At 68.6% G+C, this 20,884-nt stretch carries 21 protein-coding genes; 17 read left to right on the top strand and 4 right to left on the bottom strand.

Translation table 11 applies throughout. The features are described 5' to 3' along the window. Positions 1-7: 7 nt before the first annotated feature. From ACSFBM_RS11270 to ACSFBM_RS11280, 3 genes are all read right to left on the bottom strand, one after another. Positions 8-592: a M23 family metallopeptidase gene (locus ACSFBM_RS11270; RefSeq protein WP_435484411.1), complete on the bottom strand. Its 585-nt coding sequence runs from the start codon at positions 590-592 to the stop codon at positions 8-10. A gap of 2 nt (positions 593-594) precedes the next feature. Then, on the bottom strand, positions 595-1,653 hold the full coding sequence (locus ACSFBM_RS11275; RefSeq protein WP_435484412.1) for a L,D-transpeptidase family protein: 1,059 nt from the start codon (positions 1,651-1,653) through the stop codon (positions 595-597). Positions 1,654-1,774: 121 nt separating this feature from the next. Continuing rightward, positions 1,775-3,463: a long-chain fatty acid--CoA ligase gene (locus tag ACSFBM_RS11280; RefSeq protein WP_435484413.1), complete on the bottom strand. Its 1,689-nt coding sequence runs from the start codon at positions 3,461-3,463 to the stop codon at positions 1,775-1,777. 228 nt (positions 3,464-3,691) lie between these two features. Between ACSFBM_RS11280 and ACSFBM_RS11285 the strand changes: the two genes are divergently transcribed. Together ACSFBM_RS11285 and ACSFBM_RS11290 are read left to right on the top strand one after the other, a co-directional pair. Next, the gene (locus tag ACSFBM_RS11285; RefSeq protein WP_435484414.1) at positions 3,692-4,132 is read left to right on the top strand and encodes an OsmC family protein; all 441 of its coding nucleotides are present in this window, start codon (positions 3,692-3,694) and stop codon (positions 4,130-4,132) included. A gap of 41 nt (positions 4,133-4,173) precedes the next feature. Beyond that, positions 4,174-5,148: a Bug family tripartite tricarboxylate transporter substrate binding protein gene (locus tag ACSFBM_RS11290; protein ID WP_435484415.1), complete on the top strand. Its 975-nt coding sequence runs from the start codon at positions 4,174-4,176 to the stop codon at positions 5,146-5,148. 13 nt (positions 5,149-5,161) lie between these two features. Here ACSFBM_RS11290 and ACSFBM_RS11295 read toward each other — a convergent pair whose 3' ends face one another. Beyond that, a complete protein-coding gene (locus tag ACSFBM_RS11295; protein ID WP_435484416.1) occupies positions 5,162-5,857 on the bottom strand; it encodes a Crp/Fnr family transcriptional regulator in 696 nt (231 codons plus the stop codon). Between the two features lie 168 nt (positions 5,858-6,025). On the opposite strand from ACSFBM_RS11295, the gene ACSFBM_RS11300 reads away from it, so the two are divergent. The 15 genes from ACSFBM_RS11300 to ACSFBM_RS11370 all read left to right on the top strand — a co-directional run bounded on the left by ACSFBM_RS11300 (position 6,026) and on the right by ACSFBM_RS11370 (position 20,757). After that, positions 6,026-6,532, top strand: a complete 507-nt coding sequence (locus ACSFBM_RS11300) for an ester cyclase (protein WP_435484417.1) — start codon at positions 6,026-6,028, stop codon at positions 6,530-6,532. Beyond that, positions 6,529-7,302 (top strand): SDR family NAD(P)-dependent oxidoreductase, encoded by a 774-nt coding sequence (locus ACSFBM_RS11305; protein WP_435484418.1) that lies wholly within the window; start codon positions 6,529-6,531, stop codon positions 7,300-7,302. Before ACSFBM_RS11300 ends, ACSFBM_RS11305 begins: the two co-directional genes overlap by 4 nt. Positions 7,303-7,382: 80 nt before the next feature. Further along, on the top strand, positions 7,383-8,456 hold the full coding sequence (locus ACSFBM_RS11310) for an MBL fold metallo-hydrolase (protein WP_435484419.1): 1,074 nt from the start codon (positions 7,383-7,385) through the stop codon (positions 8,454-8,456). Positions 8,457-8,489: 33 nt separating this feature from the next. After that, a complete protein-coding gene (locus ACSFBM_RS11315; protein WP_435484420.1) occupies positions 8,490-9,830 on the top strand; it encodes an MFS transporter in 1,341 nt (446 codons plus the stop codon). A 97-nt stretch (positions 9,831-9,927) separates the two neighbouring features. Continuing rightward, positions 9,928-10,725 (top strand): GntR family transcriptional regulator, encoded by a 798-nt coding sequence (locus ACSFBM_RS11320; protein WP_435484421.1) that lies wholly within the window; start codon positions 9,928-9,930, stop codon positions 10,723-10,725. After that, positions 10,722-11,522, top strand: a complete 801-nt coding sequence (locus ACSFBM_RS11325; protein ID WP_435484422.1) for a transporter substrate-binding domain-containing protein — start codon at positions 10,722-10,724, stop codon at positions 11,520-11,522. Before ACSFBM_RS11320 ends, ACSFBM_RS11325 begins: the two co-directional genes overlap by 4 nt. Positions 11,523-11,537: 15 nt before the next feature. Continuing rightward, positions 11,538-12,200 carry an amino acid ABC transporter permease gene (locus ACSFBM_RS11330; RefSeq protein WP_435436423.1) on the top strand — a complete coding sequence of 221 codons (663 nt, stop codon included), beginning with the start codon at positions 11,538-11,540 and terminating at the stop codon, positions 12,198-12,200. A 27-nt stretch (positions 12,201-12,227) separates the two neighbouring features. Continuing rightward, positions 12,228-12,881: an amino acid ABC transporter permease gene (locus ACSFBM_RS11335; protein ID WP_435436422.1), complete on the top strand. Its 654-nt coding sequence runs from the start codon at positions 12,228-12,230 to the stop codon at positions 12,879-12,881. Next, positions 12,865-13,644, top strand: coding sequence for an amino acid ABC transporter ATP-binding protein (locus ACSFBM_RS11340; RefSeq protein WP_435436421.1), 780 nt, complete (start codon positions 12,865-12,867; stop codon positions 13,642-13,644). Before ACSFBM_RS11335 ends, ACSFBM_RS11340 begins: the two co-directional genes overlap by 17 nt. A 177-nt stretch (positions 13,645-13,821) precedes the next feature. Beyond that, the gene (locus tag ACSFBM_RS11345) at positions 13,822-14,328 is read left to right on the top strand and encodes a P-loop nucleotide/nucleoside kinase family protein (protein WP_435484423.1); all 507 of its coding nucleotides are present in this window, start codon (positions 13,822-13,824) and stop codon (positions 14,326-14,328) included. Between the two features lie 232 nt (positions 14,329-14,560). Further along, positions 14,561-15,058, top strand: coding sequence for a GNAT family N-acetyltransferase (locus ACSFBM_RS11350; protein WP_435484424.1), 498 nt, complete (start codon positions 14,561-14,563; stop codon positions 15,056-15,058). Between the two features lie 34 nt (positions 15,059-15,092). Then, complete coding sequence (locus tag ACSFBM_RS11355; RefSeq protein ID WP_435484425.1) at positions 15,093-15,986, top strand: LysR family transcriptional regulator; 894 nt, start codon at positions 15,093-15,095, stop codon at positions 15,984-15,986. A gap of 97 nt (positions 15,987-16,083) precedes the next feature. Beyond that, complete coding sequence (locus ACSFBM_RS11360; RefSeq protein ID WP_435484426.1) at positions 16,084-17,064, top strand: Bug family tripartite tricarboxylate transporter substrate binding protein; 981 nt, start codon at positions 16,084-16,086, stop codon at positions 17,062-17,064. Positions 17,065-17,072: 8 nt separating this feature from the next. Next, positions 17,073-18,038 (top strand): M14 family metallopeptidase, encoded by a 966-nt coding sequence (locus tag ACSFBM_RS11365; RefSeq protein WP_435484427.1) that lies wholly within the window; start codon positions 17,073-17,075, stop codon positions 18,036-18,038. Positions 18,039-18,156: 118 nt separating this feature from the next. Next, positions 18,157-20,757, top strand: coding sequence for an ATP-binding protein (locus tag ACSFBM_RS11370; protein ID WP_435484428.1), 2,601 nt, complete (start codon positions 18,157-18,159; stop codon positions 20,755-20,757). Positions 20,758-20,884: the final 127 nt, after the last annotated feature.

Below are 20,884 nucleotides of genomic sequence, written 5' to 3' on the forward strand. Positions count from 1 at the left end.
GCAAGTGTCAGGGCAACTGCCGCAACACCGGATACGGGTTGATCGCCGTGCCTTTCCACCAGCGCTTGTCCGCATCGAGCACGAAGACGGCGAAGTGCAGGTGCGGCACATCGGGCGGTGCATTGCCCGTCGTGCCGACATAGCCGATGACGTCGCCCCTTCGCAGCGGCATTCCCTCGCGCAGGTTCTCCGCGTACCGGTCGAGGTGGGCGTAGTAGTAGGCCAGCCGGCTGCCCGCGTCGAATTGATAGACCGTGAGCCCGCCCGGCACGCTGGTGAACAGCTTCACCAGCTTTCCGTCGTCCACGGCGCGAACCGGCGTGCCGCGCGGCGCAAGAATATCGAGTGCCTCGTGCGAGCCGCCGGTGCGCCGATCGGTGAAGGTGTCATGCAGCGCGCGCCCTGCTACACCGTCGATGGGCATCGCGATGGCACGCGCAGCCAGCAGCGCGGCGCCGTCCTCGGGCGTGGACGCAGCACCCTGGGCCGATGCCACACCCAGCCCCGCAAGCCCGGCAAGCCCGGCAAGCCAGAAGCAGGCGCCCGATGTGCACGCCGCGAGCAGGCGCATCCCGAAGATCACCCCGCGCACGGCTAGGCCCGCACCTCGACGGCGAAACCCGCCTTCGCCAGCTGCGACAGCCGCGCCGCATTCCAGTTGGTCAGGTGGATGCAGCCGTTGGTCTCTTCGTGACCGACGCGCTCGGGCGACGGCGTGCCGTGAATGCCCCAGTGCGGCTTGGAAAGCCCCATCCAGATGTTGCCCACCGGGTTGTTGGGCCCTGCCGCAATGTCGACCTTTTGCGCATCGGCCGGCACGCCCTTTTTCAGGATCGCCGGGTTGTAGGTGAACGTGGGGTTCTTCACCTCGTTGGTGATCTTCATCTTTCCCACTTCCAGCGGATCGAGCGGGCCGCCGATGCTGATCGGGAACCCCGCGAGCGGCACGCCCTTGCCGTCCAGCACGAAGAGCATGTGGTCCGCCTTGGTGATGCGGATGGACCTGGCCGCGGCCACCACGCGCGCGTCGGCGTCGGTTGCCGCACCGACCACGACGATCGAATCGCCGGCCTTGAAGCCCGAGCCCTTGTTCAGGTCCGCCAGAAGACGCGGTGCCATGTGGAAGCGCTCCGACAGCGCTTCCTTCAGGTTCTCGTAGTCGAGCGACTTGAGCTTCGCGCGCTCGGCCATGGCGCGGGGCGTCGGGGTGAATGGGCCCGCCACGTCCTTGTCGGTGATGGTGTAGGTCTCGAACAAGGGGGCTGCCTCCTTGGTCAGCACGCCCCAGGTCGCGGCGTCGACCTTGCCGGTGGTGGCGAGGCCGTTGGCCTCCTGGTAGGCCGACACCACGCGCCGCATGTTCGCGCCGAAACCGCCGTCGATCTCGCCGGGCGAGAACCACACGCGGTCCAGCAGGATCTGCGCGCGCACCACCGCGCTGCCCTTGGAACCTTGCGCGAGCACCGGGGTGCTGTTCTGCGCATTCAGTTTTTCCAGCGCATCCGACGCTTCGGGCTCGTGGGACTTTTTCTTCGCCGACGGCCCGGCGGCCCACACCGACCACGGCGCCGTTGCCGCGCACGCAGCCAGGGATGTCGCCAGGAATGTGCGGCGGGTCGGGACGGTCGTACGGCTCTGCGGGCTTGTAGGCATGGCGATTCCTGTGAAAACGCGAACCGTACAGCCCCGCCAGCGCGCGCGCTGTAGTCTCAGGCAGTCATCGCATGCACGACATCGGACCGCGTGCTACGTCGACCGCATCGCGCCGCCCTGCTCAGGCCTCGGCCTCCTGCAGCAGCCGCCACATCACCTTGCCGCTGCCGCTCTTGGGCAGCGCATCCACGAACTGCACCTTGCGCGGGATCTTGTAGACCGCCATGTTCTCGCGGCACCAGTCGATGATCTGCTGCTCGGTCGTGTCCTTGTGCGTGGCGCGCAGCACCACCACGGCCTTGACCGATTCGCCTCGGTAGTCGTCCTTGGTCGAGATGACGCAGGCCTCCTGGATGGCGGGGTGTCGGAACATCAGCAGTTCGACCTCGGCCGGCCACACCTTGAAGCCGCTCGCGTTGATCATGCGTTTCAGCCGGTCGGTGATGAAGAAGTAGCCCTCCTCGTCCATGCGGCCCATGTCGCCCGAGCGGAAGAAGCGCTTGCCCTCGAACTCGACGAAGGCGGCGGCCGTGGCGTCGGGGCGCTTCCAGTAGCCCTGGAACACCTCGGGGCCATGGATGATGATCTCGCCCGATTCGCCGATGGGCATCTCCTGCAGCGTGTCGGGGTCGACCACGCGGGCGTCGGTGCTCATGAACGGAATGCCCAGGCACTGCTGCTTGGGGTGGTCCGACGGGTTGGTGTGCGACGGCGCGGCGGTCTCGGTGAGGCCGTAGCCCTCCTGGTACTTCAGGCCGTACTGCTCGAACAGGCGCTGCGCCACCGCCTGCGGCATGGCGGCGCCGCCGCCGCCGATGTAGTTCATGCTCGACAGGTCGTAGCTCGCGAAGTTGGGGCTGGCCATGAGGTCGATGACCATGGTCGGGATGTTGGTCCAGGCCGTGACCTTCCAGCGCGAAATGAGCCGCCCGGCCACGTCGCGGTCCCAGCGCGGCATGACGATCAGCGTGGCCGCCGCCAGCACGGCCGTGTGCATCATGCTCACCACGCCGGTGATGTGGAACATGGGCACCACGGCCAGCACCACCGCTTCGGACGTGGAGCCGCCCCACATCTGGCCGGCCACCGCGTTGTGCATCAGGCTCGAATGGTGGTGCACGCAGCCCTTGGGCAGGCCGGTGGTGCCGCTGGTGTAGGGCAGCAGCGCCATGTCGTTGGCGCCCACCACGTGCTCGGGCGGCGGGTGGTCGGCGGCCAGCGCATCGGTCCAGGCCAGCGTCTTGCCGTTGGCCAGCTCGGGCAGGGGGTGGCGGGTGGTGAGCCAGTCTTTCCAGGCAGGCGCCGGGGCGTCGTCGCCGGACACGTCGGCGTCGAAGGCGTCGGTGAACTGGGTCACGATCATGTGCGCGAGCTGCTGCTCGGGCGGCAGCGCGTTGCTGGCCTTGGCCAGTTCGCCGGCCAGGTCGCCGGTGATGATGGCCACCTTGGCGTCGGGGTCGGTGATGTAGTGCTTGAGTTCCTCGGCCCGGTTCATCGGGTTGACCGGCACCACCACGGCGTTGGCGCGCAGGATCGCGAAATGCGCGATCACCAGCTGCGGGCAGTTCTGCATGTCCAGGATCACGCGGTCGCCGCGCTTCACGCCCAGTGCATGCAGCGCACCGGCCAGGCGCTCGGCCTGGGCCGCGAAATCGCGATAGCTGAGCACGCGGCCGAAGAACACCAGCGCGGGCTTGTCGGGGTAGCGCGCGGCCGAGGTGGCCAGGTTGTGCCAGAGCGAGGTGGCGGGGACGGTGATCGCGTGCGGGAGGCGTTTGGGCCAGAACTTGTGATGCGGGCGTTGTTGCATGGTGAGAACAGGCGGAAAAGAAGAGCGGACAGTCCGCCAGCCTAAGCCGCCGAGGCCGCGGCTCCCATCGGGGAAGCCCCCGGAGCGTCACATTGGCGACGCCCTTTTGTCTCACACTGCGCCCGTTCGCGGTGCATGCCGCATGCGCCGTGCGACTACAGACAACCGCCGCTTGAAGGGCGAAGCTGAGGCTCTCTTTTCATCCACCACCCGACTGAAGGAACCGACATGGCAGCAGACAAGCACGCAAGCGTTCACTGGGAAGGCGCCGGCAAGACCGGCAAGGGCCAGGTCAGCACCGAGACCGGCGCGCTGAAAGACTACCCCTACGGCTTCGCCAGCCGCTTCGAGGACGACAAGCGGGGCACCAACCCCGAGGAAATCGTGGGCGCGGCGCATGCCGCCTGCCTGACGATGGCCTTTGCGTTCGCGCTGGAAGCGGCAGGCCTGGCCGCCACGCGCATCGACACCAAGGCGGCCGTGCGGCTGGCCAAGGACGGCGCCGGTTTCAAGATCGACCGCATCCAGCTCGAGCTCGATGCCGCCGTGCCCGGCCTCGACGAAGCCAAGTTCCAGGAAATCGCCGCCGCCGCCAAGGCCGGCTGCCCGCTGTCGAAGGCGCTGGCGAGCGTGCCTGAGATCACGCTGAGGGCCACGCTGGCCGCCTGAGCGGGCTGCTTATGATCCTCTCCACAACAAGGAGACGGATCATGAACACCCCCATCCGGACCGCGCTCGCGGTCCTTTCTTTCGCCACGGGTGCGCTCGCCACGAACGCGCTGGCGGCCTATCCCGACAAGCCGATCAAGGTCGTCATCGGCTTCCCCGCCGGCGGACCTCTCGACCAGCATGCGCGCCTGCTCACGGACAAGCTGCAGGCCGTGCTCGGCCAGCCGCTGATCGTCGACTACAAGCCCGGCGCGGGCGGCTCGGTGGGGGCGGACGCGGTCGCCAAGAGCCCCGCCGACGGCTACACGCTCATGCTGGCCAACACCGGCGTGGCGGTGATCAACGGGGCGCTCTACAGCAAGCTGCCCTACAACACGCAGCGCGACTTCGTGCCCATCGCGCGCACCGCCATGCAGCCGCTGGCGCTGCTGGTCACGCCCAAGCTGCCGGTGCAGAACCTGAAGCAGTTCATCGACTACGCCAAGGCGCGGCCGGGCCAGGTCAACTACGGCTCGGCCGGCAACGGCGGCATCAGCCACCTGGTGCCCGAGATGTTCAAGACCGCGACCGGCCTGTTCATGGTGCACATCCCCTACCGCGGCAGCGCGCCGGCCTTCACCGACCTGATGGGCGGGCAGGTGCAGTTCATGGCCGAGTCCATTCCGCAGGCGGCCAGCTATCACAAGCAAGGCAAGGTGCGCGCGCTGGCCGTGACCAGCCGGGAGCGCAACCCCGCCCTGCCCGACGTGCCGACCGTGATCGAGTCGGGCGTGAAGGGCTTCGAGGTGGTGGGCTTCTACGGCTTCCTGGCGCCGAAGAACACCCCCAGCGACGTGGTCGCCAGACTGAGCGACGCCTTCAGGCAGGTGCTGACCAGCCCCGAGGTGCGCGACCGCATGGTGAGCCAGGGCGCCGACCCGGCCTTCCTGGGCAGCGAAGACTTCGCGCGCTTCCTGGCGACGGAGACGCCGCGCTGGGAACAGGCGGTGAAGGCCTCGGGCGCGCGGATGGACTGACGGTTTCCGGCACTCAGCTGGGCCTGGCCGCGTGCCGCTCCAGCTGTGCGCGGCTCAGCAGTTCGATGCTGCGGTAGCGCACGCGCAGCGTGCCGTCTTCTTCCCACAGCTTCAATTGCCGGTTCACGCTCTGGCGCGACACGCCGAGCATGAACGACAGGTCTTCCTGCGACACGCCCAGCAGCGTGCCGCCCCCCTCGCCCGGCGCCTTGCCATGCGCGTCCAGCGTGAGCAGCCTGTGCGCGAGCCGCACGGGCAGCGGCATCAGGATCACGTCGTCGATCCACGCCAGCGCCTGGCGCAGCCGCAGGCACACCAGCCGCGTGAAGGCCATGTGCACGTCGGGATGCTCGGCCACCAGCCGGTGGAAGTCGGCCGCCGCGACCACCGCCATCTCGGTCGTGTCGACCGCGCAGGTGTCGTACACGCGCTCGCGCCCCACCAGCAGCGACACCTCGCCGAACCAGTGCCCGGGTTCGAGCATGGCGATCACCGCCTCGCGCCCGCCCGGCGCCACCACGCTCACGCGCAGCGATCCGCCGACCACGCCGAACAGCGCATCGGGCGCCGAGCCCTTGTGAAAGAGCGATTCGCCGCGCGCCAGCGTGCGCCGGTGCGCGACCGCCAGCAGGCGCTGCTGCACGTCGCCGGCCAGGCGCATGTCGCTGTTGTGCACCGGTGAATCCGTCTCGGTGGGTCTGGAGGGCATGGGCGTGCGCGGCATCGCGGGTTTGTCCGGAGCGGCGATTGCCAACACCGGACAGTCTTGTTTCGAGGGGCTGCCGATAGTACGCAGCGAGCCCGGTGCGGCGCATTCGCAGCAACCCGAGGCCGCCCGTCATTCCCTGCCATTCCTGTCACATGGAGCACACCCCCGATGAACACACGCACCGAACTTCAAGCCCGCCGCGAGCGCCTCGTGCTCGACCACTTCGCCGACGAGACCCGGCAAGACTTCGACGCCGTGCTCGGCACCTTCCCACACCCGCACTACGAGCTGATTCCCAGCGGCGAGGTGCACGACGGCACGGTCGACGTGCGGCAGTACTACATCGACACGCGCCGCGCCTTTCCCGACCAGCGCCACGAGATCATCCAGCTGCGGCACGCCGACGATTCGGTGATCGTAGAGTTCTGGCTGCTCGGCACGCACCGCGGCCCGTTGAAGGGCATTGCGCCCACCGGCAACAGCTTTCGCTGCCGGATGAACGCCTTCTTCATCTTCGAGGGCGACACGCTGGTGTGCGAGCGGGTGTACTTCGACACGCTGACGATGCTGCGGCAACTGCTGGTCGGCGTGCCTGCGGAGCATGTGGCGGCGCTGGTGGGCAGCCTGCTGGGCCAGCCCGCGGTCGCCCGCGCACCCGAAGCGGCCGCCGCATGACGGCCCTGCGCCCCGACGCGCTGCAAGGCCGCCACGCGATCGTGACGGGCGGCGCGCGCGGCATCGGCCTGGCCATCGCGCGGCGCTGCCTTCAAGCCGGTGCCAGCGTGGCGCTGTGGGACCTGGATGCGACGGTGCTGTCCGCAGCCCTGCAAACACTGGCGCCGCTCGGCACGGCGACCTCGGCAGTGGTCGACGTGCGCCACGAAGACCAGATCGCCCGCGCGGCCTCGCAGTCGCAGGAGCGCTTCGGCGGCATCGACATCCTGGTCAACAACGCGGGCGTGCTCGGCCCGACGGTGCCCAGCTGGGCGCACACGCCTGCGCAGTGGCGCAACGTGCTCGACGTCAACCTCACGGGCGCCTGGCTGTGCTGCCGTGCGGTGGCGCCGGTGATGCTGGCGCAGCGGCGCGGGCGCATCGTCAACATCGCCTCGGTCGCGGGCAAGGAGGGCAACGGCCTCAACGCCGCCTACTCCGCGTCGAAGGCCGGGCTCATCGCGCTGACCAAGTCGCTCGGCAAGGAGCTGGCGTCCTCCGGCGTGCTGGTGAACTGCATCACGCCCTCGGCGGCCGACACCGAGGTGTTCGCGGACGTGCCCGCCGAACACCGCGAGCAACTGCGCACCGCCCTGCTCTCGCGCGTGCCGATGGGGCGCTTCGTGGAAGTGGACGAGGTGGCGGCCATGGCTGCATGGCTGGCGTCGGACGACTGTTCGTTCAGCACGGGGGCGGTGTTCGATATCTCTGGCGGGCGCTCGGTCTACTGATTCATGCCGTGCACCAAGTCGGCTCGATCGCGCCCCGACACCACACGACAAATCGAAAACAAATCTTCCAGGAGACGACCATGACCCGAGACCCCGAGCCCACCGGCTTCGCCCAGCTGACGGCATTCGACGGCGCACGCAACGCCGCCCTGCCGCAAGACCGGTTGCGCGCCATCCGCCACGGCGCCGAAGCCCTGCGCGAACAACTGCTCGACGCGCCGGCCGTGCGCTTTGCGCGCAGCTTCAACCTGCTGCGCATTCCCTATCCCGCGTGGTTCGCCTTCACCGGCGTGTACTCGCAGCAGCTGCTCAAGCCGCACATGGTGCATCTGCTGGCGCGCACCACGCTGATCCAGTACGACGACTTCGAAGGCCGGCTGCGCACCTTGCTCTTCACGCCGGCCGACTTCGAGGCCGGCAACGAAACGCCCTACTTCAAGCGCCTGAGCGAGCAGACGCCGAAGTTCCTGCACAAGACCATTGCGCCCGTCTACCAGACCGTGCCGCAGGCCCTGGCCAGCTGCGGCGTGAAGCCCGAACAGGTCGACTACATCACCTACGACCACCTGCACACGCAGGACGTGCGCCGCTGGCTCGGCAGCGCGGGCACGCCCGGGCTGCTGCCGAACGCCAGGCTGCTGGTGCACCGGCAAGAGCTCGCCAACGTGCAAGGCCTGCTGCCGGTGCAGGCCGAGTGGTACTGCCCGCGCGGGCTGGACGGCGTGCCGGCCGAACGCATCGTGGGCTTCGACGGCAGCATCCAGCTGGGCCGCGGCCTGGCGCTGGTGCACACGCCGGGCCACACCGAAGGCAACCATTCGCTGGTGTACCGCACGGCGGACGGCCTGCGCGTGAGCAGCGAGAACGGGGTGTCGGCCGACAGCTGGGCGCCGCTGCAGTCGCGCCACAACGGCATCCGCCGCTATGCACAGGCCACCGGGGCGGAAGTGATCCTGAACGGCAACACGCAGGAAAGCAGCAACGACCAGTACCTGTCGATGGTGCTGGAGAAAACGCTCGCGGGCACCTCGCCCGAACACGGCTTCAGCAACGTGGTGCCGTCCAGCGAATGCTCGCCGCACTGGCTGTTTCCGGGCGCGCCGACCAGCCACCTGTGGGGCGAGACGCGCTTCGGCACCCCCTCGCTGGCCTGAGGTCGCCGCAACAACGACGCAAGGAGACACACCATGAACACCGCCACCCTCGACCACACCGGGGCGCGCCCGCCGGCCTCGGCCACCGCCACCGACGACGCCGCGCTCTTTCGCAAGATCACCTGGCGGCTGATGCCGCTGCTGTGCGCCTGCTACGTGCTCAACTACCTGGACCGCACCAACGTCGGCTATGCACAGCTGCAGATGAAGGAGCAGCTGGGCTTCAGCGACGCCGTGTTCGGCCTGGGCGCAGGCATCTTCTTCATCGGCTATGCGGTGTTCGAGATTCCCAGCAACCTGATGCTCGCGAAGATCGGCGTGCGCGCGACGCTGCTGCGCATCATGGGCCTGTGGGGGCTGGCGTCGGCGGCCATGATGTTCGCCACCACGCCCATGCAGTTCTACGTGCTGCGCTTTCTCATCGGCGTGTTCGAGGCCGGCTTCGCGCCGGGCGTGCTGTTCTACCTGACGCTGTGGTTCCCGTCGCACCGGCGCGCGCAGGCCACGGCGCTGTTCTTCATGGCCTTCGGCGCCGCGCCCATCGTGGCGGGGCCGATCGCCGGGCTCACCATGACATACCTCGACGGCGCGCTGTCGCTGCGCGGCTGGCAGTGGCTCTTTCTGCTGGAAGGCATTCCGAGCGTGCTGCTGGGCATCGCGGCCTTCCGCTGGCTGTCGAACAGCCCTTCGCAGGCCGCGTGGCTGTCCGCCCCGGAAAAGCAGCGCGTGGCGCGCCTGCTGGCCGAGGACCAGGCCGCGAACGGCGCCGCCGAGCGCCACACCTTCGGCGCGGCGATGCGCGACGCCCGGGTGTGGCTGATCGGCTTCATGTCGTTCCTGATCATCCTGGGCATCTACGCGCTCTCGTTCTGGCAGCCGACCATCCTGAAGTCGATGGGGCTCAGCGTGCTGCAGATCGGTTTCTACGCGGTCATTCCGGCGCTGGCGGGCATCGCGGCCAACATCGCCGTGGGACGGCATTCGGACTGGCGCAAGGAACGCCGCTGGCACTTCGCCCTGAGCGCGGCGGTGGGCGCGGCCGGGCTGGCGCTGACCACGCTGTTCATGCACAACGCCTTCGCCGCCGTGCTGTGCCTGGCGCTGGCGTCGATGGGCATTTCCGCCGCCTTCACCGTGCTGTGGTCGGTGCCGGGCACCTTCATGTCGAAGAGCGCCGCGGCGGCGGGCATTGCGCTCATCAGCACCATCGGCGGCAGCGCGGGGCTGGTGGCGCCCATGATGGTCGGCGCGCTCAAGACCCTCACGGGCGGGTTCACGGCCAGCCTGTATGTGCTGAGCGGCGCGCTGGTGCTGTCGGCCCTGCTCATGCTCGTGGCCATGCCGGCGAGCGCGCTGGGCCGAACGACGCGCTGAGCGCACCCGTTCAAGGCCCCGGAATCGGGGCCGTGTTCCATTTCGGTGCACACATCTTGCATACCAGTTGGCACAGAAGCTGCTGATATGCAGGACCATGGCCATCTCCGCATCCGAAATCAGTGCACGCATCGTCGAAGCGGTGATGGCGCAAAAGCTCGCGCCGGGTTCGCGCCTGGGCGAGCAGCAGCTGGCCATGCTGTTCGACTGCAGCCGCACCATCGTGCGGGAGGCGCTCACCCGCCTGGCGGCGCGCGGCATCGTCACGGTGAGCGCGCGGCGCGGCTGGTTCGTCATCGAGCCCTCGCAGGACGAGGCGCGTGAAGCCTTCGAGGCCCGCCACGTCATCGAACTGGGCCTCATCCGAAGCGCGGGCCGCACCGGAAAGATCGAAAAATCCGCGCTGCGCCAACTGAAGGCGCACCTTCAGCGGGAAAAAGCCGCACTGAAAGAAAGCGACGTCGGCAACCGCAGCTTCCTGCTGGGCGACTTCCATGTCTGCCTGGCCGAATGCCTGGGCAACACGCTGCTGGCCGACACGCTGCGCGACTACACGGCGCGCACCACGCTGATTGCCATGCTCTACCAGTCCACGCACGACGCGGTGCAGTCGTGCGAAGACCACGTGCAGATCGTCGCCGCGCTGGAGCGTGGCGACCACGCCGCCGCCGAGGCGCTGATGGGCGCGCACATCGGCACGGTGCAGTCGGCCCTGCGCGTGCAGGCGCCCACCGACCCGCTCGCGCAGCTGCGCGACGCGCTGGCGCCGCTGCACAACACCAACGCCAACGCCGCCGCGTCACCGAAGCCCAGGCGCCGCAAGGCCGCCGGTGCCGCATCCCTTCCTTCCGATTCCGAATCCGATTCTTCGACTTACCTAGGAGCCCTGCTATGACCTTCTCTTCGTCCAAACGCCACCTCGCGCTCGCACTGGCCTCGGTCGCCATGCTGGCCGCCACGGGCGCTGCGCACGCCCAGAACGCACTCGACAACGTGCTCAAGGCCAAGACCATCAAGATCGCCGTGCCCACCGACTACCCGCCCTACGGCTCGGTCGACAAGAACATGAAGCCGCAGGGCCTGGACGTGGAAATGGCCGAGCTCATCGCCGCCAAGCTGGGCGTGAAGATCGAGCTGGTGCCCGTGACCAGCGCCAACCGCATTCCGTACCTGCAGACCAAGAAGGCCGACCTGGTCATCTCCACGCTCGGCAAGAACCCCGAGCGCGAGAAGGTGATCGACTTCTCGTCGGCCTACGCGCCCTTCTTCCAGGCGGTGTTCGCCGCCAAGAGCCTGAACATCAAGACCTTTGCCGACATGGGCGGCAAGACCGTGGCCGTGACGCGCGGCGCCATGGAAGACCAGGAACTCGCCAAGGTCGCGCCCGCCACGCTCGACTACAAGCGCTTCGAGGACAACAACGCCACCATCGCCGCCTTCGTCTCGGGCCAGACACAGACGCTGGCCGCCAGCGCCGCCGTCGCGGGCGACATGATGCAGAAGAACCCGCAGCTCAACGCCGAGTACAAGCTGCTGCTGAAAGACAGCCCCTGCTTCGTCGGCATCGCCAAGGGCGAGGACAAGCTGAAGGCCAAGGTCAACGAGATCATCGCCGCCGCGCGCAAGGACGGCACCATCGACGCAATGGCGAAGAAGTGGCTCGGCCGCACCGCCGGCGACCTGCCGGTCTGATCGACCGACGCGGCCATGAACATCGAATTCGACTTCGGAGCGGTGCTCGCCGAATGGCCGCTGCTGCTGCGCGGCGTGGCGTGGACCATCGGCCTCACGGCCGTGGGCACCGTGCTGGGCATGATCGTGGGCACCTTCTGTGCCTGGGCCCGCTCGGGCGGCCCGCGCTGGCTGCGGCTCGTCGTGGGCACCTATGTGGAGCTGATCCGCAACACGCCCTTCATCGTGCAGCTGTTCTTCATCTTCTTCGGGTTGCCGGCCGCGGGCGTCAAGCTCTCGCCCGAGGTGGCCTCGGTGATCGCGATGGTGATGAACCTGGGCGCCTACTCCACCGAGATCATCCGCGCCGGCATCGAGGCCACGCCCAAGGGGCAGATCGAGGCGGCCGTGAGCCTGGCGCTGAGCAAGGCGCAGGTGTTCCTGCGCGTGGTGCTGCCGCCGGCACTGAAGAAGGTGTGGCCCGCCATGGTGAGCCAGATCATCATCGTGATGCTGGGCTCGGCGGTGTGCGGGCAGATCTCCACCGAGGAGCTGAGCTACGCGGCCAACCTCATTCAAAGCCGCAACTTCCGCGCGTTCGAGGCCTTCATCATCGCCACGCTGATCTACCTGGCGCTGTCGGTCGCGCTGCGCCGGCTGCTCGACTGGGCCGGGCCGAAGTTCTTCTTTGGCCGCTGACCGACTGCACACCGGAGCCCCGTCACCATGTCTGATTTTTCTCTCTGGGACATCCTGCGCAACCTGCTGCTGGCGCTGCGCTGGACCGTCGTGCTTTCGCTGATCGCCTTCATCGGCGGCGGCATCGTGGGCGGGTTGCTGCTGTTCCTGCGGCTGCGCGGCGGCAAGATCGCGAACAAGGCCGTGGGCCTGTACGTGCAGCTCTTCCAGGGCACGCCGCTGCTGATGCAGCTGTTCCTGGCCTACTTCGGCATTGCGCTGTTCGGCATCGACGTGTCGGCGTGGACCGCGGCGAGCGTGGCGCTCACGCTCTACACCAGCGCGTTCCTCACCGAGATCTGGCGCGGCTGCGTGGCCTCGATCCCCAAGGGCCAGTGGGAAGCCTCGGGCAGCCTGGCCCTGAGCTTCGGCGAGCAGATGCGCCACGTGGTGCTGCCGCAGGCCGTGAAGATCGCCATTGCGCCCACGGTCGGCTTCCTGGTGCAGGTCATCAAGGGCACGGCGCTGGCGTCGGTGATCGGCTTCGTCGAACTCACCAAGGCCGGCAGCATGATTTCGAACGCCACCTTCAAGCCCTTCGTGGTGTTCAGCTGCGTGGCCCTGCTTTATTTCGTGCTGTGCTTCCCCGTGAGCCTGTACGCCAAGACCCTCGAGAGGAAAACCCATGGCCGCCGTGCTTGAACCGCAACAACCCGCCACCTCGGTGGGCGCCCCCATCGTGCGCATCACCGCGCTGCGCAAGTCCTACGGCACCAACGAGGTGCTCAAGGGCATCGACCTGGAGGTCAAGCGCGGCGAGGTGATCGCCATCATCGGCAAGAGCGGCTCGGGCAAGAGCACGCTGCTGCGCTGCATCAACGGGCTGGAGGTGTTCCAGGAAGGCGCGCTCACGGTCGACGGCAAGCCGCTGCTGCACGAGAGCGCCATGGCCATGCGCGAGCTGCGCCAGCGCGTGGGCATGATCTTCCAGAGCTTCAACCTGTTCCCGCACCTCACGGTCGGCAAGAACGTGATGCTCGCGCCCACGCTGGTGAAGAAGCGCGGCAGCCTGGAAGCCGCCTCGCAGGCGCGCAAGCTGCTCGAGCGCGTGGGCCTGGCCGAGAAGTTCGACGCCATGCCCGAACAACTGTCGGGCGGCCAGCAGCAGCGCGTGGCCATCGCGCGCGCGCTGGCGATGGAGCCGGCCGTGCTGTTGTGCGACGAAATCACCTCGGCGCTCGACCCTGAACTGGTGGGCGAGGTGCTGCGCGTGGTGGAGTCGCTGGCCGACGAAGGCATGACGCTGTTGATGGTCACGCACGAGATGAGCTTCGCGCGCAAGGTCAGCGACCGCGTGATCTTCATGCACCAGGGCCGCGTGCACGAAATGGGGCCGCCGGCGGATGTGTTCGGCAACCCGCAGACGGCGGAGCTCAAGCAGTTCCTGTCGTCGCTGCATGACTGAAGGCGCCGGCCTGGGCTATCCTCGGCCCATGGCTTGCCTGCACACCGCGTCGATTATTCGCCCCCTTCGAAAGATGGTGGGTTAGCGCGCGGTTCCACAAGTACACGCCACACGACCCGCCCCACGAGGCGGGTTTTTCGTTTCCTGGGGTTCTTTTCCAAGCCGACTCACCAGGAGATGCCATTGCAATCGCCCACACCCACACCCACCCCCGTGCTTCACATGGTCTGCGGCAAGATCGGCGCCGGCAAATCGACGCTCACGCGGCAGCTCGCCGAAGCACCCGCCACCGTGCTGATCAGCGAGGACACCTGGCTCGCCGCGCTGTACCCGGGCGAGATCCGCGAACTGCCTGACTACGTTCGAGCGTCGGGCCGCTTGAAGAAGGTCATGGCGGACCACGTCTGCGCCTTGCTGCGTGCCGGCGTGTCCGTGGTGCTCGACTTTCCCGCCAACACCGTGAGCGGCAGAAGCTGGATGCGCGGCATCTTCGAGGCGGCCGGCGTGGCCCACACGCTGCACTTTCTGGACGTGCCCGACGCGGTCTGCAAGGAGCGACTGCGGGCGCGAAATGCCAGTGGGGAACATCCTTTCGAGACGACGGATGCACAGTTCGACCTGATCACCAGCCACTTCGCGCCACCGTCCGCGGCTGAAGGCTTCGAAATCGAACGGCACGGTTGAAACGCTTTGCGTTGTGCGAAGCGCGGCTGTTCGGGGCGCACCAGCATCGTGTCCAGTGCACAGGGCGTCGGGTGCTCCCCGCAGCGAAATAAAGGAGGAGGCCGCAGGCCGGGGGACATTCGCGCAGGGGAGTACCCGGCGGCCTGTGCACACGCCACGAACAACAGCGCCAAGAACACAAGCCCCATCCGAACGCAGCGGCCACCAACAGCCACCGGTATGCTCGAACCCGATGCAAATAGAACAAGCCCGCCCCGAAGAAGCAGCCACCGTCGCGGCCGTGTTGAACGAAGCCGCGCAGTGGATCGCCGCCGAAGGCCGTCCGCTGTGGTCGGCTGCCGACGTTGCGCTCGAACGCGTCCAGCGTGACACCGACGCCGGCGGCTACTTCATTGCGCGCAAGAACGGCGAGGTGGCCGGCGTCGTCCGGCTCGACCTTGAAGACAGCTACTTCTGGCCCGAGATCGAAAGCGGCAGCTCGCTGTACGTGCACAAGCTCGCGGTGCGCCGGGCGTGGGCGGGCCGGGGTGTGCCGGTGCAGCTGCTGGACTGTGCCCTGGAGCGCGCACGCAGCCTGGGCCGCCCTTTTCTGCGGCTGGACTGCGTGGCCGACCGCGCCCCGCTGCGCGCGCTGTACGAGCGCTTCGGCTTCTCGCTGCACAGCGTGATCCACAAGGGCGAACGGGGCTTCGCGCGCTACGAGCTTGCGGCAAGCCCGCTCGGCAACTGACTCCGGCGACACGCACACACCCCACACCCGCGCCATGCAATTCAAGTGGATGGAAGACTTCATCGTGCTGGCGCAAACGCGCAGCTTCACCCGCGCGGCCGAGCTGCGCCATGTGACGCACCCCGCCTTCGGCCGCCGCATCCGCGCGCTGGAGTCGTGGGCGGGCACGGCACTGGTGGAGCACGGCAGTTCGCCCGTGGCGCTGACGCCCGCGGGCGAGAGCTTCCTGGAAAACGCCAGCCAGATGGTGCGCGGCGTGGAGAGCTCGCGTGAAGAGATGCAGAGCGTGGCCGGCCGCCAGGCCCGCACCGTCACGGTCGTGACCGGCCGCACGCTGGCGCGCACCGTGATGGCCGACTGGCTGGTGCGGCTGCAGCCCGTGCTGCGCGGCGGCGAGGTGCGCGTGCTGACCGGCGCACTGGCCGAGACGGTGCGCATGCTCGAACACAACGAGGTCGACTTTTCGCTGATCTTTCATCACTCCGCGCTCACCTTCCGGCTCGACGGTCGGCAGTTCTCGCACGTCACCGTGGCGTCCGACAAGCTGGTGCCGGTGTCGCGCGCCGACGCGCAGGGGCAGCCTACGCACAGCTTCGACGCACCGGGCGACGTGCCGTTTCTTTCCTACGTGCGCACACTGGCCATGGGGCGCCTGGTGGAAGACCTGCTCGCCAACAACCCCCAGGCGCCGCGCCTGAAGCGCCGCATCGAATGCGATTCGGCCGACGCGCTGTACGAATACGTGCTGCGCGGCCTGGGCGTGGCATGGCTGCCGTGGTCGATGGTGCAGGCCGACTGCAAGGCCGGCCTGCTGGTGCCCGTGGGCGGGCGGCGCATGGAAGTGCACTTCGAGGTGCGGATGTACCGCCCCAAGCGCCGGCTGGGCCCGCTGGCCGAGGACGTGTGGCGCGCCATGGCCGCGCGCTGACCGGAGCCCAATCGGCACGGATCGGTGCCAGCATGGCACCACCACGCGGGGTGCGGCTTCGCAGAATTCGCGGACTCACTACAACAACGAGGCCACGATGCGACTTTCCCGTGCTTTCTCTTCCTGTCTTGCCCTGGCCCTGTGCAGCCTGGCCGCATCGGCCAGCGCGCCCGCCTTTGCCGACACCTACCCCGCCAGGCCCATCACGCTCGTGGTCGGCTACCCGCCGGGCGGCTCGACCGACCTGACCGGGCGCGCGCTGGGCGTGGAGCTGTCGCACCGCCTGGGCGTGCCGGTGATCGTGGACAACATCGGCGGCGCCGGTGGCGCCATCGGCGCGCAGAAGGTGGCCAATGCGGCACCCGACGGCTACACGCTGCTGCTGGGCGCCAACAACGAGATCGCCATCACCAGGCTGGTGAACGCCAGCGTGCGCTACGAGCCGAAGGACTTCACGGCCATCGGCCTGGTCGCCTCGCAGCCGCTGGTGCTGGTGGCCACGCCGGCATCGGGCGTGAAGAACGCGGGCGAACTGCTCGCGCTGCTGAAGAAGAACCCCGGCAAGTACAGCTACGGCAGCTCGGGCGTGGGCACCTCGCTGCACCTGGCCGGCGAAATGCTCAAGCAGCAGGGCGGCGTGTCCATGACGCACGTGCCCTACCGCGGCGTGGCGCCGCTCACCAACGACCTGATGGGCGGCAACATCGACTTCGGCATGTTCGTGCTGTCCAGCGCCCTGCCCTACATCCGCAGCGGCAAGCTGGTGGCGCTGGGCACCACCGAGGCCAAGCGCTCCGCCATCACACCCGACCTGCCCGCGCTGAATGAAACCCCGGCGCTCAGGAACATGGACATCGGCGTGTGGTTCGCGCTGATGGGCCCGGCCAGGCTGCCCGAACCGGTGCTGGCGCGCCTGAAGAAGGCGCTGGACGAGACGCTGCAATCGCCCGACTTCCGCAGGAAGATGGAAGCGACCAGCTCGGTCGTCCCACTGGCACCGTTGGACATCGACCGCTTCCTCGTCACCGAAACCAGCAAATACCGCAACATCGTGCAATTCGCCAACATCAAGGAATGAGCTTGTCCGTGTCCAATTTCGAACTCCCCGCGCCCGACATTTCGGCCTGGCGCGCCGGCAACACCGGCACCGAAGGCGTCTGGCATTTCGACTCGGGTCAACCCGGGCGCCGCGTGATGATCAGCGCGCTGGTGCACGGCAACGAGGTCTGCGGCGCCTGGGCGCTCAAGGGCCTGCTGGAAGCCGGCGTGCGCCCGCAGCGCGGCAGCCTGACGCTGGCGTTGTGCAACCTGGAGGCCTTCGACAGCTTCGACCCCGCCGACGCCGACGCCTCGCGCTTCACGGACGAAGACCTCAACCGCCAGTGGTCGGCCGACCGGCTCGAAGCCGGCGGCACGCGCGAACGCCGCCGCGCCGCCGCGCTGCAGCCGCACGTGGCGCAGGCCGGCTGGCTGCTCGACCTGCATTCGATGCACGAACCCTCCGCGCCGCTCACGCTCACCGGCGTGCAGCCGCGCAACCTGGCACTGGCGCGGCAGCTGCGCAGCCCCGAGCACATCGTGATCGACGCAGGCCACAAGGACGGCGTGCGCATGCGCGACTTCGGCCGCTTCGGCGCGCCGGATGCAGACCCGGCCACCGACGCGCTGGCGCTGCTCGTCGAATGCGGCTTCCACGGCGACCCGGCCAGCCGCACCGTGGCGCAGGACCAGTGCGCGCGCTTCCTGCGCGCGGCCGGCACGCTCGACGACGCGGCCATCGCACAGGCGCTGCCGGGCTGGCTGCAGCCCGACGCGCCGCGCCAATGGGCGCTGGACGTGACCGGCCCGGTGGTCGCGCGCAGCGAGGACTTTCGCTTCGCCAAGCCCTTCACCGGCCTGGAAGTGATCGCCCAGGCCGGCACCGTCATCGGCTGGAACGACGGCGAGCCCGTGGCCACGCCGTACGACGACTGCGTGCTGGTGATGCCCTCCACGCGCCAGGCCAAGCCGGGCGTGACGGTGGTGCGCTACGCGCGCCGCCGCGCGCTCTGAACGAACAGCGCGGTTCCGCGCCGCTGGGGCGCTGTTGTCCGACCGTTTTCGCGCCTGAGTTCTGCTAGCTTTTCCGGCTGGCGGCGAAACAGGTTCAGGCGATCAGGAAGCAGCGCGCATGGTCAGTGACACATCGACAACGGCCCACCCCTTTCTGGCGGGCGGCGGGGAAATGGCAGGGCGGATCGCCGGCTTCGACTGGGGCCGCACCAGCCTCGGTCCCATCGGCGGCTGGCCCGCCCACATGCGCGCCGCGATCGCCATCATGCTCAGGTCGGACGTGCCCATCACCACCCTGTGGGGCGAACAGGGCGTGATGGTCTACAACGACGCCTACGCCGCGTTCTCCGGCCTGCGGCATCCGCAACTGCTGGGCATGAAGGTGCGCGAGGCCTGGGAAGAGGCGGCGGCCTTCAACGACCACGTGATGAAGGTCGTGCTGGCCGGCCATGCGCTCGGCTACCAGGACCAGGAATTCCATCTCAACCGCCGCGGCAAACCCGAGCAGATGTGGATCAACCTGAACTACTCGCCGCTGCTCGACGACACCGGCACGCCGGTCGGCGTGTGGGCGCTGGTGATCGACAACACCGCCAAGGTGCATGCGGAGCGCCGGCTGCAGGACGACCGCCAGCGCTTTGCCCAGCTGTTCGAGCAGGCACCCAGCTTCATGACCATGCTGGAAGGCCCGGAGCACCGTGTGGTGCTGGCCAACCCCGGCTACCTGCGGCTGGTGGGCAACCGCCCGTTGATCGGCCTGCCGGTGGCCGAGGCGCTGCCGGACGCGGCCGCGCAGGGCTACGTGGCGCTGCTGGACACGGTGTACCGCAGCGGCGAGGCGTTCACGGCCCACGGCGCCCGGTACGACGTGCAGGTCGAGGCCGACGGGCCGGTGCACGAGCGGCACGTCGACTTCGTGTTCCAGCCGATCCGCGACGCGCTGGGCGAGGTGGTCGGCATCTTCGTGGAGGGCATCGACGTCACCGCGCGGATGGCTGCCGAAGGCCGGCGCGAGGCGCTCGCGCGCTTCACCGACAGGCTGCGCTCGCTCCACAGCACCTGCGACGTCGCCCTGGCGGCGGCCGAGATCCTGGCCGACACGCTCCAGGTGAGCCGCGCCGGCTACGGCACCGTCGACCACGACGCGGACACCCTGCATGTGGAGCGCGACTGGCACTCGCCCGAGTGCGAATCGCTGGCCGGGGTGCTGAACCTGCGCGACTACGGCTCTTTCGTCGACGACCTCAAGCAGGACCGGTTCGTGAACGTGCCCGACGTGCGGCTGGACGAGCGCACCTGCGCCGCAGTGGACGCGCTGGAGGCCCGCCATGCCCGTGCCTTCATGAACATGCCGGTGGTGGAGCACGGCCGGCTGGTGGCGGTGCTGTTCGTCAACCACGTGCAGGTGCGCGAATGGACGAGCGAGGAATGCGACTTCATGCGCGAGGTGGCGGGCCGCACCCGCACCGCCGCGGAACGCGTGCGCAACGAGGCGGCGCTGCGCGAGGCCAACGAATCGCTCGAGCGCAAGGTGGCCGAGCGCACGCAGGAGCTGATGGAGGTGGAGGCCAAGTTCCGCCAGGCGCAGAAGATGGAAGCCATCGGCCAGCTGACGGGCGGCATCGCGCACGACTTCAACAACCTGCTGGGCGGCATGAGCACCAGCCTGCAGGTGCTCGAAAAGCGCCTGCAGCTGCAGAAGTTCGACAACGCGGGCCGCTACATCGGCATGGCGCAGGAGTCGGTGCGGCGCGCCGCCTCGCTCACGCAGCGGCTGCTGGCCTTCTCGCGCCGCCAGACGCTCGACCCCAAGCCCACCGACGTGAACCGGCTGGTGGGCGGCATCGAGGAGATGGTGCGCCGCACGGTCGGCCCGTCGGTGGAGGTGGAGGTGGTGGGCGCGGGCGGGCTGTGGCTCACGCGGGTCGACGCCTCTCAACTGGAGAACGCGGTGCTCAACCTGTGCATCAACGCGCGCGACGCGATGTCGCCGCACGGCGGCCGCCTGACCATCGAGACCGCCAACAAGTGGCTGGACGACCGCGCCGCGGCGCAGCGCGAACTGCCGCCGGGGCAGTACATCTCGGTGTGCGTCACCGACACCGGCACGGGCATGTCGAGCGAGGTGGCGGCGCGCGCCTTCGACCCCTTCTTCACCACCAAGCCCATGGGGCAAGGCACCGGGCTGGGCCTGTCGATGGTGTACGGCTTCGTGCGCCAGTCGGGCGGCCAGGTGCGCATCTACTCCGAGCCCGGCGAGGGCACGACCATGTGCCTGTACCTGCCGCGCTTCGTCGGCGATGCCGAGGAAGACTCGCCGCTGATGCAGCCGGTGGCCGACCACCGCGGCGAAGGCGAGGTGGTGCTGGTGGTGGAAGACGAAGCCACCATCCGCGCCATCGTGGCCGAGGAGCTGGAGGACGCGGGCTACCGCGTCATTTCGGTGGCCGACGGAGCCGCCGCGCTGCGGGTGCTGCAGTCGGACGCGGGCATCGACCTGCTGCTGACCGACGTGGGCCTGCCCGGCGGCCTGAACGGGCGCCAGGTGGCCGACGCGGGGCGCGTGAGCCGGCCAGACCTCAAGGTGCTGTTCATCACCGGCTATGCGGAAAACGCCGCGGTGGGCAACGGCCTGCTGGAGTTCGGCATGGAAGTGATCACCAAGCCCTTCGACGTGGCGGCGCTCACCGCCAAGGTGCAGGAGATGATCGAGCGTTGACGAACCCGAACCCGAACCCGCAACCCACAGCCCCGCCGAGGCGCCGTTTCCGTGAACGCACCGGCCCGCACGGGGCTGTGGCAAGCTCGCCCACCGTATGAACCTCCGCCACTTCCACTCTTCGCCT

It is taken from the genome of Variovorax pasteuri (assembly GCF_051216435.1).
Lineage (GTDB): Bacteria > Pseudomonadota > Gammaproteobacteria > Burkholderiales > Burkholderiaceae_C > Variovorax.

Bases quoted from the DNA above. Each gene is read 5' to 3' on its own strand.
- ACSFBM_RS11275 (WP_435484412.1), bottom strand. From the start codon at position 1,653: ATGCCTACAAGCCCGCAGAGCCGTACGACCGTCCCGACCCGCCGCACA.
- ACSFBM_RS11280 (WP_435484413.1), bottom strand. From the start codon at position 3,463: ATGCAACAACGCCCGCATCACAAGTTCTGGCCCAAACGCCTCCCGCAC.
- ACSFBM_RS11285 (WP_435484414.1), top strand. From the start codon at position 3,692: ATGGCAGCAGACAAGCACGCAAGCGTTCACTGGGAAGGCGCCGGCAAG.
- ACSFBM_RS11290 (WP_435484415.1), top strand. From the start codon at position 4,174: ATGAACACCCCCATCCGGACCGCGCTCGCGGTCCTTTCTTTCGCCACG.
- ACSFBM_RS11295 (WP_435484416.1), bottom strand. From the start codon at position 5,857: ATGCCCTCCAGACCCACCGAGACGGATTCACCGGTGCACAACAGCGAC.
- ACSFBM_RS11300 (WP_435484417.1), top strand. From the start codon at position 6,026: ATGAACACACGCACCGAACTTCAAGCCCGCCGCGAGCGCCTCGTGCTC.
- ACSFBM_RS11305 (WP_435484418.1), top strand. From the start codon at position 6,529: ATGACGGCCCTGCGCCCCGACGCGCTGCAAGGCCGCCACGCGATCGTG.
- ACSFBM_RS11310 (WP_435484419.1), top strand. From the start codon at position 7,383: ATGACCCGAGACCCCGAGCCCACCGGCTTCGCCCAGCTGACGGCATTC.
- ACSFBM_RS11315 (WP_435484420.1), top strand. From the start codon at position 8,490: ATGAACACCGCCACCCTCGACCACACCGGGGCGCGCCCGCCGGCCTCG.
- ACSFBM_RS11320 (WP_435484421.1), top strand. From the start codon at position 9,928: ATGGCCATCTCCGCATCCGAAATCAGTGCACGCATCGTCGAAGCGGTG.
- ACSFBM_RS11325 (WP_435484422.1), top strand. From the start codon at position 10,722: ATGACCTTCTCTTCGTCCAAACGCCACCTCGCGCTCGCACTGGCCTCG.
- ACSFBM_RS11330 (WP_435436423.1), top strand. From the start codon at position 11,538: ATGAACATCGAATTCGACTTCGGAGCGGTGCTCGCCGAATGGCCGCTG.
- ACSFBM_RS11335 (WP_435436422.1), top strand. From the start codon at position 12,228: ATGTCTGATTTTTCTCTCTGGGACATCCTGCGCAACCTGCTGCTGGCG.
- ACSFBM_RS11340 (WP_435436421.1), top strand. From the start codon at position 12,865: ATGGCCGCCGTGCTTGAACCGCAACAACCCGCCACCTCGGTGGGCGCC.
- ACSFBM_RS11345 (WP_435484423.1), top strand. From the start codon at position 13,822: ATGCCATTGCAATCGCCCACACCCACACCCACCCCCGTGCTTCACATG.
- ACSFBM_RS11350 (WP_435484424.1), top strand. From the start codon at position 14,561: ATGCAAATAGAACAAGCCCGCCCCGAAGAAGCAGCCACCGTCGCGGCC.
- ACSFBM_RS11355 (WP_435484425.1), top strand. From the start codon at position 15,093: ATGCAATTCAAGTGGATGGAAGACTTCATCGTGCTGGCGCAAACGCGC.
- ACSFBM_RS11360 (WP_435484426.1), top strand. From the start codon at position 16,084: ATGCGACTTTCCCGTGCTTTCTCTTCCTGTCTTGCCCTGGCCCTGTGC.
- ACSFBM_RS11370 (WP_435484428.1), top strand. From the start codon at position 18,157: ATGGTCAGTGACACATCGACAACGGCCCACCCCTTTCTGGCGGGCGGC.